The 15,505-nt window shown below is 68.7% G+C and carries 14 protein-coding genes and 3 pseudogenes; 16 read left to right on the top strand and 1 reads right to left on the bottom strand.

Features of this window, described 5'->3' with window-relative positions; genetic code table 11:
* Window positions 1–200 precede the first annotated feature (200 nt).
* From ACTWQO_RS36525 to ACTWQO_RS36600, 16 genes and pseudogenes are all read left to right on the top strand, one after another.
* Window positions 201–839 carry a group II intron reverse transcriptase/maturase gene (locus ACTWQO_RS36525; RefSeq protein ID WP_443241682.1) on the top strand — a complete coding sequence of 213 codons (639 nt, stop codon included), beginning with the start codon at window positions 201–203 and terminating at the stop codon, window positions 837–839.
* Between the two features lie 127 nt (window positions 840–966).
* Window positions 967–1,116 (top strand): annotated as a pseudogene (locus ACTWQO_RS36530) (IS481 family transposase); the annotation flags it as partial.
* A 202-nt stretch (window positions 1,117–1,318) separates the two neighbouring features.
* Window positions 1,319–1,801 (top strand): hypothetical protein, encoded by a 483-nt coding sequence (locus tag ACTWQO_RS36535; RefSeq protein WP_443241683.1) that lies wholly within the window; start codon window positions 1,319–1,321, stop codon window positions 1,799–1,801.
* Between the two features lie 186 nt (window positions 1,802–1,987).
* A pseudogene (locus ACTWQO_RS36540) lies at window positions 1,988–2,770 on the top strand (sigma-70 family RNA polymerase sigma factor); the annotation flags it as partial.
* A gap of 411 nt (window positions 2,771–3,181) precedes the next feature.
* Window positions 3,182–3,553, top strand: a complete 372-nt coding sequence (locus tag ACTWQO_RS36545; RefSeq protein ID WP_443241684.1) for a phage holin family protein — start codon at window positions 3,182–3,184, stop codon at window positions 3,551–3,553.
* Window positions 3,550–4,020, top strand: a complete 471-nt coding sequence (locus ACTWQO_RS36550; protein ID WP_443241685.1) for a DUF3618 domain-containing protein — start codon at window positions 3,550–3,552, stop codon at window positions 4,018–4,020. Before ACTWQO_RS36545 ends, ACTWQO_RS36550 begins: the two co-directional genes overlap by 4 nt.
* Window positions 4,021–4,049: 29 nt before the next feature.
* Window positions 4,050–4,268: pseudogene (locus ACTWQO_RS36555) on the top strand (DUF4235 domain-containing protein); the annotation flags it as partial.
* Between the two features lie 806 nt (window positions 4,269–5,074).
* A complete protein-coding gene (locus tag ACTWQO_RS36560; RefSeq protein WP_443241686.1) occupies window positions 5,075–5,896 on the top strand; it encodes an ABC transporter ATP-binding protein in 822 nt (273 codons plus the stop codon).
* 14 nt (window positions 5,897–5,910) lie between these two features.
* The gene (locus ACTWQO_RS36565; protein ID WP_443241687.1) at window positions 5,911–6,771 is read left to right on the top strand and encodes an ABC transporter permease; all 861 of its coding nucleotides are present in this window, start codon (window positions 5,911–5,913) and stop codon (window positions 6,769–6,771) included.
* A gap of 106 nt (window positions 6,772–6,877) precedes the next feature.
* Window positions 6,878–7,984: an ABC transporter substrate-binding protein gene (locus ACTWQO_RS36570; protein WP_443241688.1), complete on the top strand. Its 1,107-nt coding sequence runs from the start codon at window positions 6,878–6,880 to the stop codon at window positions 7,982–7,984.
* Between the two features lie 32 nt (window positions 7,985–8,016).
* The gene (locus ACTWQO_RS36575) at window positions 8,017–9,078 is read left to right on the top strand and encodes an LLM class flavin-dependent oxidoreductase (protein ID WP_443241689.1); all 1,062 of its coding nucleotides are present in this window, start codon (window positions 8,017–8,019) and stop codon (window positions 9,076–9,078) included.
* On the top strand, window positions 9,078–9,737 hold the full coding sequence (locus ACTWQO_RS36580; protein WP_443241690.1) for a cysteine hydrolase family protein: 660 nt from the start codon (window positions 9,078–9,080) through the stop codon (window positions 9,735–9,737). The genes ACTWQO_RS36575 and ACTWQO_RS36580 overlap by 1 nt, the downstream gene beginning before the upstream one ends.
* Window positions 9,734–11,068, top strand: coding sequence for an NtaA/DmoA family FMN-dependent monooxygenase (locus ACTWQO_RS36585; protein ID WP_443241691.1), 1,335 nt, complete (start codon window positions 9,734–9,736; stop codon window positions 11,066–11,068). The genes ACTWQO_RS36580 and ACTWQO_RS36585 overlap by 4 nt, the downstream gene beginning before the upstream one ends.
* 1 nt (window position 11,069) lies before the next feature.
* Window positions 11,070–12,476: an MFS transporter gene (locus tag ACTWQO_RS36590; RefSeq protein ID WP_443241692.1), complete on the top strand. Its 1,407-nt coding sequence runs from the start codon at window positions 11,070–11,072 to the stop codon at window positions 12,474–12,476.
* Window positions 12,476–12,976: an NAD(P)H-dependent oxidoreductase gene (locus ACTWQO_RS36595; RefSeq protein WP_443241693.1), complete on the top strand. Its 501-nt coding sequence runs from the start codon at window positions 12,476–12,478 to the stop codon at window positions 12,974–12,976. Before ACTWQO_RS36590 ends, ACTWQO_RS36595 begins: the two co-directional genes overlap by 1 nt.
* Window positions 12,973–13,473, top strand: coding sequence for a flavin reductase family protein (locus ACTWQO_RS36600; protein ID WP_443241694.1), 501 nt, complete (start codon window positions 12,973–12,975; stop codon window positions 13,471–13,473). Before ACTWQO_RS36595 ends, ACTWQO_RS36600 begins: the two co-directional genes overlap by 4 nt.
* A gap of 461 nt (window positions 13,474–13,934) precedes the next feature.
* Here the strand turns inward: ACTWQO_RS36600 and ACTWQO_RS36605 are convergent, their stop codons facing one another.
* A complete protein-coding gene (locus ACTWQO_RS36605) occupies window positions 13,935–15,302 on the bottom strand; it encodes an NAD(P)-binding domain-containing protein (protein ID WP_443241695.1) in 1,368 nt (455 codons plus the stop codon).
* Window positions 15,303–15,505: the final 203 nt, after the last annotated feature.

Genomic DNA, 15,505 nt, shown 5'->3' on the forward strand with positions numbered 1-15,505 from the left:
TAGGCGCGTCAACTTTCGTTGACGTGAGGGTGCGCAGGTATCAGTCATCAACCGAAACGTGTAATCGCCAGCCCGGGCAACGGCCCATGCCCCTACCGTGGAAGATCATTTGCGGGACAACCCTTAGACGGCCGTCGGCAAGTGATCGACGAAATCGCCGGTCAGTATGCGGAGCGGTCGTCCTGCATGTGCCTGCCTCTGTGGTCAAGGCCAAGAGCGCCCCGTACTTGTCGCGCGGAAAACCCGCGTGCCGAAACCCTCTCGTCAACGAGACCGACTATGTCATCGTGGGCAAATATGGGATCGAGTACCGGGGCATCGTCCAGTACTACCTCCTGGCCAGTGACGTCCAACGGCTTCACCGGCTGCGCTGGGTCATGGAGACCTCCATGCTCAAGACCCTGGCAAGAAAGCACGGCTCGTCGGTGACGAAGATGGCGGCCCGTTTCAAGGCCAAGATCGCGACACCGCACGGGCCGCGCACGTGCTTCGAGGCCACCTTGGCGCGAGACAGCAGGAGAGAACTGGTCGCCCGCTTCGGGGGAATTCCTCTCAAGCGGCAGAAGACGGCGGAGTTGACCGACCGTCTGACCGGTCCGGTCTATCCGCATAAAGAGCTGATCCGTCGGCTCTCAGCGAATAGATGCGAGCTCTGCAAGCGGCCGAGCGAGGTGGAAGCCCACCACGTGAAGTCGCTCAACAAGCTCCAACAGGCCGGTGACGCATCCTCCGATTGGGTGAAGATGATGGTCGCGCGCCGCCGCAAGTCCCTTGTGGTCTGCGGTAGTTGTCACGACCGCATCCATCAGAGGAAGCCGAGTGCTACGCGAACGCAGTAGTCACTGGAGAGCCGTGCTGCCCGGAAACGGGCATGGCCGGTTCGGTGGGAGGCCGGACGGAAAAGGACCTGCTCAGCAGGCACCTCGTCGTCCGGCCGACCCTACCCGCACCCTGCTCGACGAATAGGCCTACCGGCAGCCCTACACCTCAGAAACCGAACGCCAAGCGGCGTTTCCCGACTGGCTGGACTGGTGCAACTACCACCGACCCCACACAGGAATCAGCGGCCAAACCCCAGCCAGCCGCGTCACCAACGTGTCCAAGCAGCACACCTAGGGCTTGTGTGGTGTCGTGATCAACCTTGCCGAACCGGGTCCACCAGGAAGGCGGTTCCGGTAGGAAGATGACCATGACACGTAGGCAACTCACCGACGAACAGTCTGGAAGGGATGACAAGCGACCCGTTCCAGCACGCACCCCCAGCGAGCAGCTGATGCGACTATCAGCCCTACGAACGAGCCTGTGAAGGAGCCGCGAGGTGGGTCACGAGTCATCGCACTACCGAGAGCTCTACCGGCAGTCACTCTTCTACCGGCCCGGAAGCACGCTGCTGACCACGATCCGCGCGTACACGGGCGGGCCCTCACCGGCCCGCCCCGACGACCCGGCTGTCCGTTTCCATCCCGAAGGAGTCGCGTACCACGAGGCATTCGGATACGTCCCCGTGATCAAACTGGGCTGGCCGGCGGTCCGAGCAGTCGCCGTTCTCCCCGGACCGGTCCCGGACCGACAGGTCCTGTGCGTGTACCGGATCAACGAACCACCACAGCGCGACGTCCCGGCCGACGAAATGTTCACCGGCACTGGACGGGGCCTCGGAACCCATTTCCAGGCGCTGTTCGGCACCAGACTCGTGGTACATCTGCACCATGTACGGGGCCCGTCACTGAGGAAACTCGCGCGGCGCCTACCCGCCTGGACAGACGGCCGCATCACCCTCACCACCGAACGCCCGGCCTGAAGCGGGCCGCCCATCAGGGGCCCTATGGGGAACGTCGACTGGAGCACGCGGGTACACCAGGGACTCCAAGACGTTCGTTTGGCCCTGTCTCACATTCGGCTCGGAAATCTCCTGCAAGCGGCCGATTGATCACGACATCCCACACGCCCTAGACGAGCAGCAAATGGGGGCTGAGCCCGTCGCGGATCGGCCGACCGTTCCCAAGTCGCCGATCCCAAGGCGTACTTGACGCGGATCGTGTCCAACCTGGCGCTGGAGCGCCTGCGCTCCACCCGGCACAAGCGCGAGACCTACGTCGGCCCGTGGCTGCCCGAGCCCATCCTCACCAGCAGCGACACCGCTGACGCCGTCACGGACGCCGAGTCGGTGTCGATGGCGATGCTGGTGGTGCTGGAGACGCTGAGCCCGCTGGAGCGCGCGGTCTTCGTGCTGAAGGAGGTCTTCGGCTTCAGCCACGCCGAGATCGCGGAGGCGGTGGAACGGTCCGAGGCGGCGGTACGACAGGCCGCGCACCGTGCGCGTGAGCACGTACGGGCCCGGAGGCCCCGGTTTGCCGCCGACCGCTCTCGGCAGCGCGAGGTCACCGAGCGGTTCTTCGCCGCCGCGACCGGTGGTGACATCAACACCCTGATGGAGCTGTTGTCCCCGGACGTCACCCTGTGGACCGACGGCGGCGGAAAGGTCCGTCAGGCGCTCAAGCCGGTCGTGGGAGCGCAGACGGTGGCCTCGTGGTTCGCGGCCATCGGCACGGTCACCTACCAGGGCGTCCAGCCCGCCGACATGCGCGCCGAGCTCGTCGAGATCAACGGCGGCCCGGGCATGGTGTTCAGCGCCCCGGGCCGGGTGATCGCCACCGTCACCTTCGACTTCGACGCCTACGGTCGTATCACCGCCATCCACAACGTCGCCAACCCCGACAAACTCCAGGCCATCACGGACGGCACCGCCCACGACGTCGCGACGCGGTGAGCGCTGGGCGGGAAGGGTCCGCCCACCCTTTGACCGGTCATGGTCTCGACCGCTGCGAGGCCGGGCGGACCGCTTTACGACAACAGCCGGCTCGCGGGGTGAGGAACAAGAGCAGGTCCGGCCAACGAGGTGAGCGGGGGTGGGGAATTTCAAGAAGCGCCATCACCGGATGGGAAGGCCCGTGTTTGCCGGGACCATCCCCGCGTCCGCAGGGAGCACATCGAGTCGGACCTGTCTCCCAGCCCGACGGCTGTTCTGACAGGAAGTGATGCGCGCTGACCCGGGTACCCGGACAGCCGATCAGACGGTGGAAGGAGAGCTGGCCGCTCGGTCAGGCGGGCAGCCCCGAGGAAGGTGAGCACTCATGACAGCAGATGGTTCCCCCGCCCGGGCAGCGCAGCGCAGGAACCGGTGGGTGACCTGGTCCAGCGTGCCTCGCAGCAACTGTCGCAGCTGGTCCGCGACGAGATGCGCCTGGCGCAGGCGGAGATGACCGAGAAGGGCAGGCGGTTCGGCAAGGGCGGCGGCCTGTTCGGCGGCGCCGGGCTGGTGGGCGTGCTCACCCTGCAGGCACTGGTGGCCACCGTGATCGCCGTTCTGTCGCTCGCCATGGATGTGTGGGTGGCGGCTCTGCTCGTCACCGGCGTCCTGGCCGCCGTCACCGCGCTGATGGCGGCGCTCGGGAAGCAACAGATCAGCAAGGCATCCCCGCCGACGCCCGAGCAGACCATGGACAGCCTCAAGGCCGATGTGGCCGAGATCAAGGAGAAGGCACAGCGATGACCCCGGACAAGCCGAACAAGGGCGATGAGGCAGCACCTTCCCCGGAGGAACTGCGGAAGCAGGTCGAGGCGACCCGTGAGGAACTCGGCGAGACCGTCGAGGCGCTCGCGGCGAAGACCGACGTCAAGGCCCGCGCCCAGGAGAAGACAGCGGCCGTCAGGCAACAGGTCGCCGAGAAGACCACACAGGTCAGGACCCAGCTGAAGGACAAGGCCACGCACGCGGCCCACGTGGTACACGACAGGACCCCCGAGCCGGTGCGTGCCAAGGCCGCCGCGGCCACGGAGCAGGTCCACGACAAGGCCGTGCACGTCGAAGAGCTGGCCCGGGACAAAGCCCCGGAACCGGTACGCGAGAAGACCGGCAAGGGCATTCAGGCGGCCCGCGCCAACCGCACTCCGCTGCTCGCCGGAGCCGGTGCGCTCATCGCACTGCTGCTCATCCGCCGCGCCCGGAGGCACCGTTGAAAGCCTCGAAGGTCGCTTAAGCCGTCGGCGTGGCCTTGGGCGCCGTCAGCGGTGTGCTGGCCGGCGCGATGCTCAAGCAGGACTGGAAACAGCTCGGGCACGAGGAGGACGCCCCCGATGGCACCGACGAGCCCCGCACCTGGCGCGAGGTGGCGTCGGCAGCCGTCCCGCAGGGGGCGATCTTCGCCGGTGTGAAAGCCGTCGTCGACCGCGGCAGCACCACCCGCCGCCTGACCGGCACTTGGCCCCGGATGACCGACCGTCGGCCCCCCACTACACACATCATGAACGCCTCGGACACCGTACAACTCGCCGTCGTCGGCCGCGCCGCTGACCATGCTCGCCGCGACCAGCCCCAAGCCGCTCCTCAGATGCGCAGAGCGCACGATTTCGGCGACACGCCTCCGGTTGGCGCCAACCCACGCGAAACACGCAGGAAACGGACGCTTCCTAGACTCCGGCGAATGCGCCACCTGACCGTCCTTGACGCCCCCACCGAGTGGAGCCGATTCGCCGAGGGCTCCATCGAACGCCGGATGCTGCTCGCCCTTGGCGACCGGCTCGGCACCGGGCTGCGTCCGAAGCCGCTCATGCTGCCCGACGGCAGCCGTGTGGAGGTCGAGGGGATCGACGCCGAGGGCCGGGTGCTCGTCCAACTCGTCAGCAATCAGGGCACTTACAAGCCCGCCTACCGCAACAAGGTCATGGCGGACATGTTCAAGCTGCTGTGGCTGCGCGACTCCGTGCCGACCGCCGACCATGCGGTACTCCTGGTCACCGAGCTGATCGTGCAGGCGCTCGGCGGCTGGGTGGCACGCGCCGCGGCGGACCTCGGAATCGAGATCTACGTCTTCGACGGCAGCACAGTCGTCACACTGCAGCGCTGAACGTAAGGCGCCCGAAACAAACTGCGGCGCAGGGCCGTAACGCAACGCTCCTACGGTCGAAGACACCTGAGCGGATTTCCGCGTCGCAGTCACCCGCACTCGCTACGCACGCTCTCCGACTTCCAGGATCGGGCCTTCGTGCTCGCTACATGGATGGGAGCGTGAAGGTGACTGGTACGCCAGCACTTGAACTACGGTCGGTGCACCGGGTCTACGGATTCGGGCCGTCCGCGACGAATGCCCTGGACGACGTTCATCTGACGGTGCCGCCAGGCCGCTTCGTCAGCCTCATCGGGCCCAGCGGCTGCGGCAAGTCGACGCTGCTGCGCCTCGCGGCCGGCCTTGAGCAGCCCGACCGGGGCGAGGTCCGGGTGCACGGAGTCCCCCCGGCGAAGGCGTGCGCCGCCAAGATGATCGGCCTCGTCCCGCAGAGCCCGGCGTTGCTGCCGTGGCTGTCCGTTCTGCGGAACGTCACGCTGCCACAGAAGATCAACAAAGGCGCCGCCAGGCGCCGCGAGCGCATCGCCGACTTCGAAGAGCGGCAAGCAGCCCCGGACATGCGGGACCTCCTCGTCAAGGCAGGTCTCGGCGAGGCCATGCACAAGCTCCCGGCGCAGCTGTCCGGCGGCATGCGGCAACGTGCCGCGATCGTGCGCGCCTTCGGCCTGCGGCCCGACGTGCTCGTCATGGACGAGCCCTTCTCGGCCCTCGACGAATTCACTCGCGAGAGCCTGCAGGACCAACTGCTCGACCTGTGGGACGAGTTGAAGACGACGGTCCTGTTCGTCACCCACTCCGTCTCCGAGGCCGTCCGACTCTCGGACACCGTGGTCGTCATGGCACCGCGCCCCGGCCGCATCGTGGAGACCATCGACGTCGACCTGCCCCGGCCGCGCGGCGACCGCCTCTTCGGGGAACGTCACTTCCACGAGTACGAGGACCTGATCCGAGACCGACTGCGTCGTGCCTGGCACGGCGAAGCCGCGTGAGTGGGGTGCGAGAGATGACCGTGACCGACGAACGCACCGGTACCACCCTCGTGAACGAGACGAAGACGCCCGTCGAACCGTCGCGCTTCAGCCTCAAGCACCCGCGGTCCCGGATCGCATGGATCCGCCCCTCCGCGTGGCTGCCCCTCACCGTGATGCTGGCGTTCCTCGCCGTGCTGTGGCAGTGGGGCGCCGACGAACTGCCGTACCTGCTGCCGCCGCTGCCGAAGATCGGCAGCTCACTCACCACCCAGTTCGGCTACTACGTCGACAACGCCCTGGTCACCCTGGGTGAGGCGACGGGCGGCCTCGCGATCGGATTCGTCGCGGCGTTCGTCCTGGCGGTGCTGACCAGTGAACTCCCCCTGGTGCGCCGGGCCGTCATGCCGATCGCCGTCGTCCTCAACGTCACCCCGCTCGTGGCGATAGCACCGGCGCTGGTCGTGGCCTTCGGTTTCGGCCCGCTGCCCAAACTCCTCATCGCCGGCCTGATCTGCTTCTTCCCGATCCTCATCAACACCGCCGCCGGCCTGCGGTCCGTGCCCCAGCAGGTGCTGCAGGTGTACCGGACGATGGATGCCGGCCGTATCGAGCTGCTGTGGCACGTGCGCATCCCCCACGCGCTGCCGTTCCTGTTCGCGGCGCTGCGCATCGTCTTCCCGCTGTCGATCGTCGGCGCCGTGGTGGCCGAGATGTCGGCGTCGGGATCGACCGGCGGCCTCGGCACCGCGATCAGCGTGGCGTCGTCCATGAACCAGCTGCCGGTCGTATACGCCTCGATTCTCGTCCTCGCGGTCATGGGCGTACTGCTGCTCCTCGCCGTGACGCTGGTCGAACGCCGCGTCCTCCACTGGCACGACAGCGCGCACAACTGACTCGGCTCTCCCTCACCGCGCCCGTGGCCGCCATGGCCGGGCGCCCGGCGACCCACGCCCTCATCCGCACCGTTCCCCGGCGGCCCTCGCCAGTTTGGAGTCACCCATGCAGCAACGTCTCATCACATCCGCCCTCGCCGCCGTCGTCCTGACGGCCGCCGTCGCGGGCTGCGGTTCGGACTCCGCCGACAGCGCCTCGGCGGGCTCGGAAGGTTCCGCGATCTCCGCCGACCGCTGCGCCGAGAACAAGGCCGCCGGCAAGATCACCTACCTGTCGGGCTACCAGTACCAGTCGTCGGTGTCGATCCTGGAGTACATCGCCGCGAGCAAGCTCGGCTACTTCAAGGACCTCTGCCTCGACGTCACCCTCAAGCCCGGCACCGGCGACACGGCACAGAACACCAAACTGCTGGCCAGCGGCCAGGCGACCGTGAGTCCGGTCTCCGAGCAGGACGTCATCCAGGCCCGGGCCAACGGCATCGACATCACGGGCATCTCCTCGTACTCGGACGCCGGAGTGGAGATCCTGATGACGAACAAGGACATCACCAAACTGAGCCAGCTCGACGGCAAGGTCGTCGGCCACAAGGGCTACGTACCCGCAACCGTCAGGGCGATGATGGTCAAGGCCGGAGTCGAGTGGGACTCGCTCAAGCTGGTCAAGCAGGGCTACGACCCCTCCGTGCTGCCCCGCAAGCAGGGCGGCCTCGAAGCACTCACCGGGTTCGTCTCCAACGAGCCCAACCAGCTCAAGACAGCAGGCGACGACGTGACCGTGTGGAAGCCGGTCGACTACGGCATCCCGAGCTCGCTCGGCGCGATGGCCGTGAACCCCGCCTTCGCCAAGGCGCACCCGCACGCCGTCGAGGACATCCTGCGCGCCGCACTGCACGCCTACGACTACTGCTCCGCCGGCGAACAGCACATCACCGAGTGCGTCGGATACGCCGCCGAGCTGTCCGGACCGACGTACGACAAGAAACTGAACGCGACCATCTGGAAGACCGAGACGCAGGTCGCCAAGGACAATCCGACACCCGAACAACCGCTCGGCGGCATCGACCTCGACAACGTCACCGGGCTCGTCGACATGCTGCACCAGTTCCAGGTCGTGCCCGACAGCGTCACCGCCGACCAGGCCAAGGGGTGGTTCGACACGTCCTTCGTCAAGAACGTCCACACCGCCGACAAGCTCGTCTGGCCCGCCCCGTAGCCCGCAGGAATCTCACGGAAAGGCGCACGCACATGCCCGCGAAGGAATACGGAATCTTCCTCCCCATCGGGAACGGCGGATGGATGCTCTCCACGTCCGCCCCGCATCCCGAGGCGAGTTACGAGTGGAACAAGCGAGCCGCCCTGCATGCGGAGAACATCGGCCTCGACTTCGTCATGTCGATGGCGAAGTGGCGCGGCTTCGGCGGCAGCACCGACCACTGGGGCCGCTCGCTCGAATCGATGACGATGATGGCGGCGCTCGCCGAGGCGACCAGCCGGGTCAAGATCTGGGCGACCCTGCACGCGAACGTCCACAACCCCGCCGTCGCCGCGAAAATGTTCACCACGCTTCAGGACATCTCCGGCGGCCGCGCCGGCATGAACATCGTCAACGGCTCCTACGCGGGCGAGTTCGAGCAGTTCGGGCAGTGGGACCCGCAGCTCAGCCACGCGGACCGCTACCGGATGACGGAACTGTGGACCGAGGCGGTCACCCGGCTGTGGACCGAGGACTCGGTCACCATGCACACGCCGTACTTCGACCTCGTCGACTGCGAGTCCCGCCCGCATCCCGCTGTCCGCCCGACCCTCATCAACGCGGGCAGATCGGAGGACGCCCGGCGCTTCCAGGCCAGGTACGCCGACGGTGCCTTCCTCGCCGCCGAAAGCCTCGACGAGATGCGGATGCTGTCGGCGGACGTCCATGGCCGGGCGAAGGCGGGCGGCCGTGTCTGCAAGACCTATTCGATGCTCACCGTCGTCCAGGACGAGACCGACGAGCTGGCCGCCAAGAAGGTGAAGGAGTGGGGTGCGGGCCTCGACCGCGAGGCGCTCGCCCACATGCGCCGCACCTGGGGCATCCCCGAGGACCAGGCCCGCGCATGGGCCGAGGACGCCGGCGGTGAGGCGGCGTTCCAGACGCCGTACGTCGCCGGATCGGCGCGGACGGTCACCGAGCACATCGAGTACATCGTGCGCGAAGCCGACCTCGACGGGCTCATGCTGATCTTCCCGGAGTACGACGAGGACATGCTGCTGTTCGGTGAGACCGTGCTGCCGGTGCTGCGTGCCAGGGACGAGGTGGCGGCCTGATGTCCGACCTTCGTGACAGACAACTCGCCCACCTCACCCGGCCCGGCGGCACGCCCGCGCTCGTCGTCGTCGACGTACAACGGGACTTCGCCGACCCCGACTGCCTCGCCGAATACGGCCTGAAGGAAGCCGAGTTGTCGGCGCTCGACCAGGCCATCACCCGTATCGGCGACCTCGTCGACTCCGCACGTAGGGCTGAAGTGCCTGTCGTCTGGGTCGAGTTGGGCAGTGACCCCGCCCGGCCGTGGCGGGCGGGCAACTGGCTGCGCGGAGGTGACTACGACGCACCCATGAGCCCGGCCGAGCCATGCGTCCTCGGTACGCCCGGGGCCCAGTGGTACCGCGTGCGGCCCGGCGAGGGCGAACTACGCGTGGTCAAGCGCGGATACAGCGGCTTCCTCGGCACCGATCTCGACGCACGGCTGCGCGCGGCGGGCTGCGACTGGCTCACGATCGTGGGCCTGACGAGCGAGTGCTGTGTCGACGCGACCGCCCAGGACGCCGTGCAGCTCGACTGGCCCGTCGTCGTCCCCCGGGACGCGACCGCCGCCTACGACCTGGACGTCAACGCCGCGGCCCTCCATCAGTTGGGACTCAACGTGGCCCTGCTCAGCGATGCCGACGAGGTCGTCGAGCTGTGGAAGAGGAGCGCGCGGTGAACGGCATACACATCGGCTACGACCTCTCCTTCACCCACACCGAGGGCGCGTGGGCCCGCCAGGGCTCCTGGGTCGGCCAGGACTTCCCCGACGTACGCATGTACTTGGAACTGGCGCGGACCGCCGAGCGGGCCGGCGTCGGCATGCTGTTCTTCGGCGATGGCAGCGGCATCCCCAGCACCTGGCGGGGCAGCATCGAACCGGCCGTGGAGTGGGGCATCCAGTGGCCGCGTCACGACATGTCGCCGGTCATCGCGGCGATGTCCACCGTGACCGAGAAGATCGGCTTCGGGCTGACGTACTCCTCGACGTTCCTGCATCCCTTCTACGTCGCCCGGCTGCTGAACTCCCTCGACCACGTGACCAGCGGACGTATCGCCTTCAACGTGGTCGCCTCGACCCGCGGCGCGGACGCGGCGAACTACGGCTTCGGCGAGCTGATGGACCACGACCTGCGCTACGAGCGCATGGAGGAGTTCATCGCGGTCTGCCGCGCGCTGTGGGACTCGGTGGCAGCCGACGCCATCGTGCGCGACCGGGACACGGGCCGGTTCGCCGACCCGGCGAAGGTGCACCCCATCGACCACGAGGGGCGCTTCTTCACCGTGAAGGGCCCGCTGGCGTCGGTACCGAGTCCGCAGCACCACCCGCTCATCGTGCAGGCGGGCAACTCGCCCCGCGGCATCGCCGCGTCAGCCCGGTTCGCCGATCTCGTCTTCGGCTTCGGCGGCAGCCTCGGGGGCCAGCAGCGTCACCGCAAACTGCTCGACGAGGCCCTCCTCGCCGAAGGGAGGGACCCGGCGCGCGTGGGCATCCTCTGGGCCACGCAGGTCATCGTCGGCCGTACGACCGCGGAGGCGCGGGCACGGCGTGACTCGGTGCACGAGTTCTGGAACGAGGAGGCCGTCGCGACGTACCTGTCGCACAACATCGGCTACGACCTCTCGAAACTGCCTCGGTCCTTCCGCCTGGCCGAGTTGCGCGACGAGATCGTCGCGGCCAACGCGAGCCCCGCAGGTCTCATCGGCTCGCTCATCGCGGCGTTCGGCGCGGACCACACGATGAGCCGCGACGAGTTCTTCGCGCACGGCCGCGAGCGCGCGACGGGCCTCGACCACAGCATCGTCGGCGACCCCGCCACCGTCGCCGACGCACTGGAGGAGAACTTCGCCGCGACCGGATCGCGCGGCGGCTACATGTTCTCCTGCCCGCTGGCCATGCCCTCGGGCTTCAACGAGATCAGCGAACTGCTCCTGCCCGAACTGCGCCGCCGCGGCGCACTCGCGCCGGCCCACCCGGGCGGCACGCTGCGCGAGAACCTGGCGGTGTGAAATGACCGGAGCGAGCGAGCGACGCCCCTGGCTCGCCCTCGGCAGCCTGTGCGCGGGGTTCTTCATGCTGCTGCTGGACAGCACGATCACCTCGGTCGCGCTGCCTGCGCTGATCACCGGCCTGCACACCGACGAGACCCTCGCCATCTGGGTCAACAGCAGCTATCTCATCGCCTACGCGGTGCCCCTGATCATCGCGGGACGGCTCGGCGACCGCTACGGCCACCGCCGCATCCACCTGCTCGGACTCGCGGCCTTCACGCTCGGATCCTTCCTGTGCGCGCTGGCCCCCACCATCACGGCACTCATCGGATGGCGGGTGGCCCAGGGCGTCGGTGCCGCGCTGATGACACCGCAGTGCCTCACCCTCATCAAGGCGCTGTTCCAGACGCCTCGCCTCGCCGTCGCGCTCGGCACCTGGGGCGCGGTCGGCGGAGCCGCGGTGGCCGCTGGACCGCTGCTCGGCGGGTTGCTCGTCGCGGTCGGCGGCTGGCCCGCGGTGTTCTGGGTCAACGTCCCGATCGGCGTGGCGGCGATGGCTGCCGTGGCTGCGTTCGTACCCGACCTGCCGCGCCAAAAGGTGGCCATCCCGGTGTGGGCGATCTGCGCGAACGCGACCGGCGTCGGCGCGCTCGCGCTCGGCATCCAGGGCACAGACGCAGGGAGTGCCGACGCATGGGGCGTACCACGCTGGCTGCTCACCACTGTCGGCGCGCTGGTCGTCGCTGCCGTCGTCTGGCTGCAGCGTCGCGACGGGCAGCGCGCGCTCGTGCCGATCGCGTTGCTGCACAGCCGTGGGTTCGTCACCGCGGCCTGGGGTGGCGCCGCCGCGGCCTTCTGCGCGGGTTCGGCCATGATCCCCCTGATGCTCTACCTCCAGCAGGAGCGCGAGCTCGCCCCCGGCGCGGCGGCGCTCACCCTCGTACCCATGGGAGTGCTGTGCCTGCTCGGCGCTCCGGTGTCGGCCCGCCTCAACAACGGGATCGGCTCGCGTGCGGTCGCCGTCATCGGGTCGTCCGCGCTCGTCCTCTCCATCGGAGCGTCGGCGGTACTCGTCGCGACCAACGCACCGATTCTCGCCCTGACCGCGGCTTTCGCGGTGTACGGAGTGGCCAACTCGTTCGTCTGGTCGCCCCTGTCGATCGCGGCGGTGACCGCGGTCGCTCCGGACGAGGTCGGGGCGGCGTCGGGAACCTTCAACGCCATGAAACAACTCGGCGCGGTGCTGGGCAGCGCGGCCTGTGCCGTCCTCCTGGCCGGATTCGGCTACGCCGCAACCCTCGGCGCGCTCGCCGCCGTAGGACTGCTCTGCCTCCTCGCATCCGCGCTCCTGCGCCATGACCATCGGGACGCCGGTACTCCCACGGTGTCGGCCGTCGAACCCCAACTACCCACAGGAGTCGCCTGATGAAGGCTGTCGCCGTCGTCGGAAACCCCAAAGCCGGCTCACGCACCCGCGACGCCGCCGAGCGCCTCGCCGCGGCCCTCGAACTGGACTGCGAGGTCGTCGAAGTCACCGCGCTCGGGGCCGGCTTGCTCGCCTGGGGCGACCCCGGCGTCGCCGCGGCCGTCGAGCAGGTCAGGTCCGCCGACATCGTGATCGCAGCATCTCCCACCTACAAGGGCACCTATACCGGCCTGCTCAAGCTCTTCCTGGACCAGTTCCCCACCGCGACCGGCCTCGCCGGCCAAGTGGCGCTGCCCCTCATGCTCGGTGCGGGCCAGGCGCACGCACTCGCCCCCGAACTCACCCTCAAACCAGTACTGGTCGAACTCGGAGCGACCTGCCCCGCGCAGGGCCTGTACCAGCTCGACTCCGCCTACACGACCGATGACTCACTCCCCCGCTGGGCCGGGCGGTGGAGTCGGATCGTGCTCGACGCCGCGAAGACGAGGACCGCGCGATGACGACAACGACAGGGTTCACCTCGGACCCCGGTGACATGAAGAAGGCGTTCTCCGGGTTCCCGTCAGGAGTCGCCGCCCTCGCGGCACGCGTCCACGGCGATCCAACCGTCATGATCGTGTCGTCGTTCGCCGTCGGGATCTCCCACCACCCGCCCATGGTCTCCTTCGCCGCACAGCACAGCTCGACGACCTGGCCCGTACTGTCCCGCGCACAGACGATCGGAATCTCCGTCCTGGGCGAGGAGCACAGCGACAAGGCCCGGCAACTCGCCTCCCGCACCAAGGAGGGCCGCTTCACCGGCCTAGGCACGACGGAAACAGCATCCGGCGCGATCTTCCTGGAAGGCGCCCCCGTCTGGCTCGAGTGCGCGGTCGAGCACAACTATCCGGCCGGCGACCACGACATCATCGTCCTGCGCGTGCTGGCCATGATGACCGACGAGGACCACAATCCGATCGTCTGGCACCGTCAGACGCTGAAAATGCTGGGCAGTTGAGGAGACGCCGCGTGCTCGGCATCCACGCGGGAGGGGTAACACCCAGATCGCGTCGCCGGCCGAAGGGCCGGGAGGTGCCCTGGCTGCGCGCCAGGCAGGTGGGCGGAACATCGAGACGGCCCCTCGATGCCCAGGACCGGCAGCCACCGGCGCGGGGAAACGGTTCCCGGCAGGGGCTTGGAGCAGGGTGAGGTTGCCCCGCACCATGCCCGCCACAATTGCGATCGCCATCAGCACGCGGAGAGGGCCGGAGACCACAGCGAACGCGGTGGTCTTGGTCCCGCCCATCGCGATCAGGACGCCGGTACGTGTGGTGATGCGTGTGTGGCGGGCGAGGACGGCGTAGATCCCTCAGCTGGTGATCTGGGTGACGCACAGCGCAGGCAGAGCAGGCGCGGGGCCGCGACCGGTCCCCGGTTCCGGTCGCGGCCCCGCGGGCGGCGAGGTCGGCCACAGTGGTGTCAGCAGCCGCCGGATGTGGTCGGTGCGCCGATGCCGATCTGCAGGGTGGCCGGGGCCGCGCAGCAGCCACCGCCGTCGGTCTGCGACTGCGCGGCGTCGGGGTCGTCGAACAGACCCGCGCCGCCACACACTCCCGTCTCAGGCAGGGTCAACTCGACGCGCTCGGCGGCCTCCTGGTCTCCGGCGATCGACGCGGCGACTGAACGCACCTGCTCGTAGCCGGTCATCGCGAGGAACGTGGGGGCACGGCCGTAGGACTTCATGCCGACCAGGTAGACGCCCTGCTCGGGGTGGGACAACTCGTTGACGCCGTGCGGATAGACCGTGCCGCAGGAGTGGACGTTGGGGTCGATGAGCGGGGCCAGTGCGGTCGGCGCCTGGAGGCGTTCGTCGAGGCCCAGGCGGACCTCGGAGAGGAAGGAGAGGTCGGGACGGAAACCGGTGAGGACGATGACCTCGTCGACCGGGTCGAGGCGCCGACCGTCCTCCGCGACGAGTACCAGCCGGTCGCCCTCGCGCTCCACCGCCTCCGTACGAAATCCGGTGGCCGCACTCGCGTGGCCGCTCTCAACCGCGGCCTTGGCGCGCAGGCCGAGTGCGCCGCGCGCGGGGAGCTGGTCGGCCTCGCCGCCGCCGTACGTGGATCCCGTGATCCCCCGGCGCAGGATCCACACCGCGTGTGTCCCGTCTTCCTCCTTCGCCAGGTCGGCCAGCGAGGCGAGGGCCGTGAAGGCGGACGCTCCGGAACCTACGACCGCGATGCGCTTGCCCGCGTAACGGGCGCGTACGGCACGGTCCTTGAGATCCGGCACGCGGTACGAGACGCGCTCCGAGGCCGCCTTCTCCCCCAGTGCGGGCAGGCCGTCGGCCCCCATCGGGCCGGGTACGGCCCAGGTGCCAGAGGCGTCGACGACCGCACGTGCGGTGAGGCGCTCCTCGCGGCCGCCGGCCAGCTCGATGTGCACGGTGAAGGGCTGTTCCTCACGGCCGGAGTCGACGATACGGTCCCGGCCCGCCCGCGCCACGCCGGTCACGCGCACGCCGTAGCGGACCCGGTCGCCCAGGACGTCGGCGAGCGGCTGGAGATACGACTCGGCCCAGTCGCCGCCGGTGGGATACACCGACCCGTCGGGGCGGACCCAGCCGGTCGGGGCAAGCAGCTTCTCGGCGGCCGGATCGACGACCTCGGACCAGGGGGAGAACAGCCGCACGTGCGACCAGTCACGCACAGCGGTGCCCGCGGACGGGCCGGCCTCCAGGACCAGCGGTTCAATGCCGCGCCCGACGAGATGGGCGGCAGCGGCCAGGCCGACCGGGCCGGATCCGACGATCACGACAGGCAGCTGATCGGTGGTGGGCGTGCTCACGCGATTCCCCTTTGCTTCGACATTCGTCGATCTCTTGCACGGCAAGCATGGCACCTGATTCGATAAGCGTCAACATAGACATTCATCGAATCTGGATGTAGATCGTGGAGCTGCCCAGGTGGCGGGACTTCCAGGAACTGCAGGCCGGTCCGACCCGCCTCGACGATGTCTTCCGCGCCATCACCGGCGGCTGAACCCACCAA

The sequence above is a fragment of the Streptomyces sp. 4N124 genome (assembly GCF_052245395.1).
GTDB lineage: Bacteria > Actinomycetota > Actinomycetes > Streptomycetales > Streptomycetaceae > Streptomyces.

What these genes read in the sequence shown, in the direction of transcription:
- ACTWQO_RS36550 (WP_443241685.1), top strand. Translation starts at nt 3,550, where the DNA reads ATGACCCCGGACAAGCCGAACAAGGGCGATGAGGCAGCACCTTCCCCG.
- ACTWQO_RS36565 (WP_443241687.1), top strand. Translation starts at nt 5,911, where the DNA reads ATGACCGTGACCGACGAACGCACCGGTACCACCCTCGTGAACGAGACG.
- ACTWQO_RS36570 (WP_443241688.1), top strand. Translation starts at nt 6,878, where the DNA reads ATGCAGCAACGTCTCATCACATCCGCCCTCGCCGCCGTCGTCCTGACG.
- ACTWQO_RS36575 (WP_443241689.1), top strand. Translation starts at nt 8,017, where the DNA reads ATGCCCGCGAAGGAATACGGAATCTTCCTCCCCATCGGGAACGGCGGA.
- ACTWQO_RS36580 (WP_443241690.1), top strand. Translation starts at nt 9,078, where the DNA reads ATGTCCGACCTTCGTGACAGACAACTCGCCCACCTCACCCGGCCCGGC.
- ACTWQO_RS36590 (WP_443241692.1), top strand. Translation starts at nt 11,070, where the DNA reads ATGACCGGAGCGAGCGAGCGACGCCCCTGGCTCGCCCTCGGCAGCCTG.
- ACTWQO_RS36595 (WP_443241693.1), top strand. Translation starts at nt 12,476, where the DNA reads ATGAAGGCTGTCGCCGTCGTCGGAAACCCCAAAGCCGGCTCACGCACC.
- ACTWQO_RS36600 (WP_443241694.1), top strand. Translation starts at nt 12,973, where the DNA reads ATGACGACAACGACAGGGTTCACCTCGGACCCCGGTGACATGAAGAAG.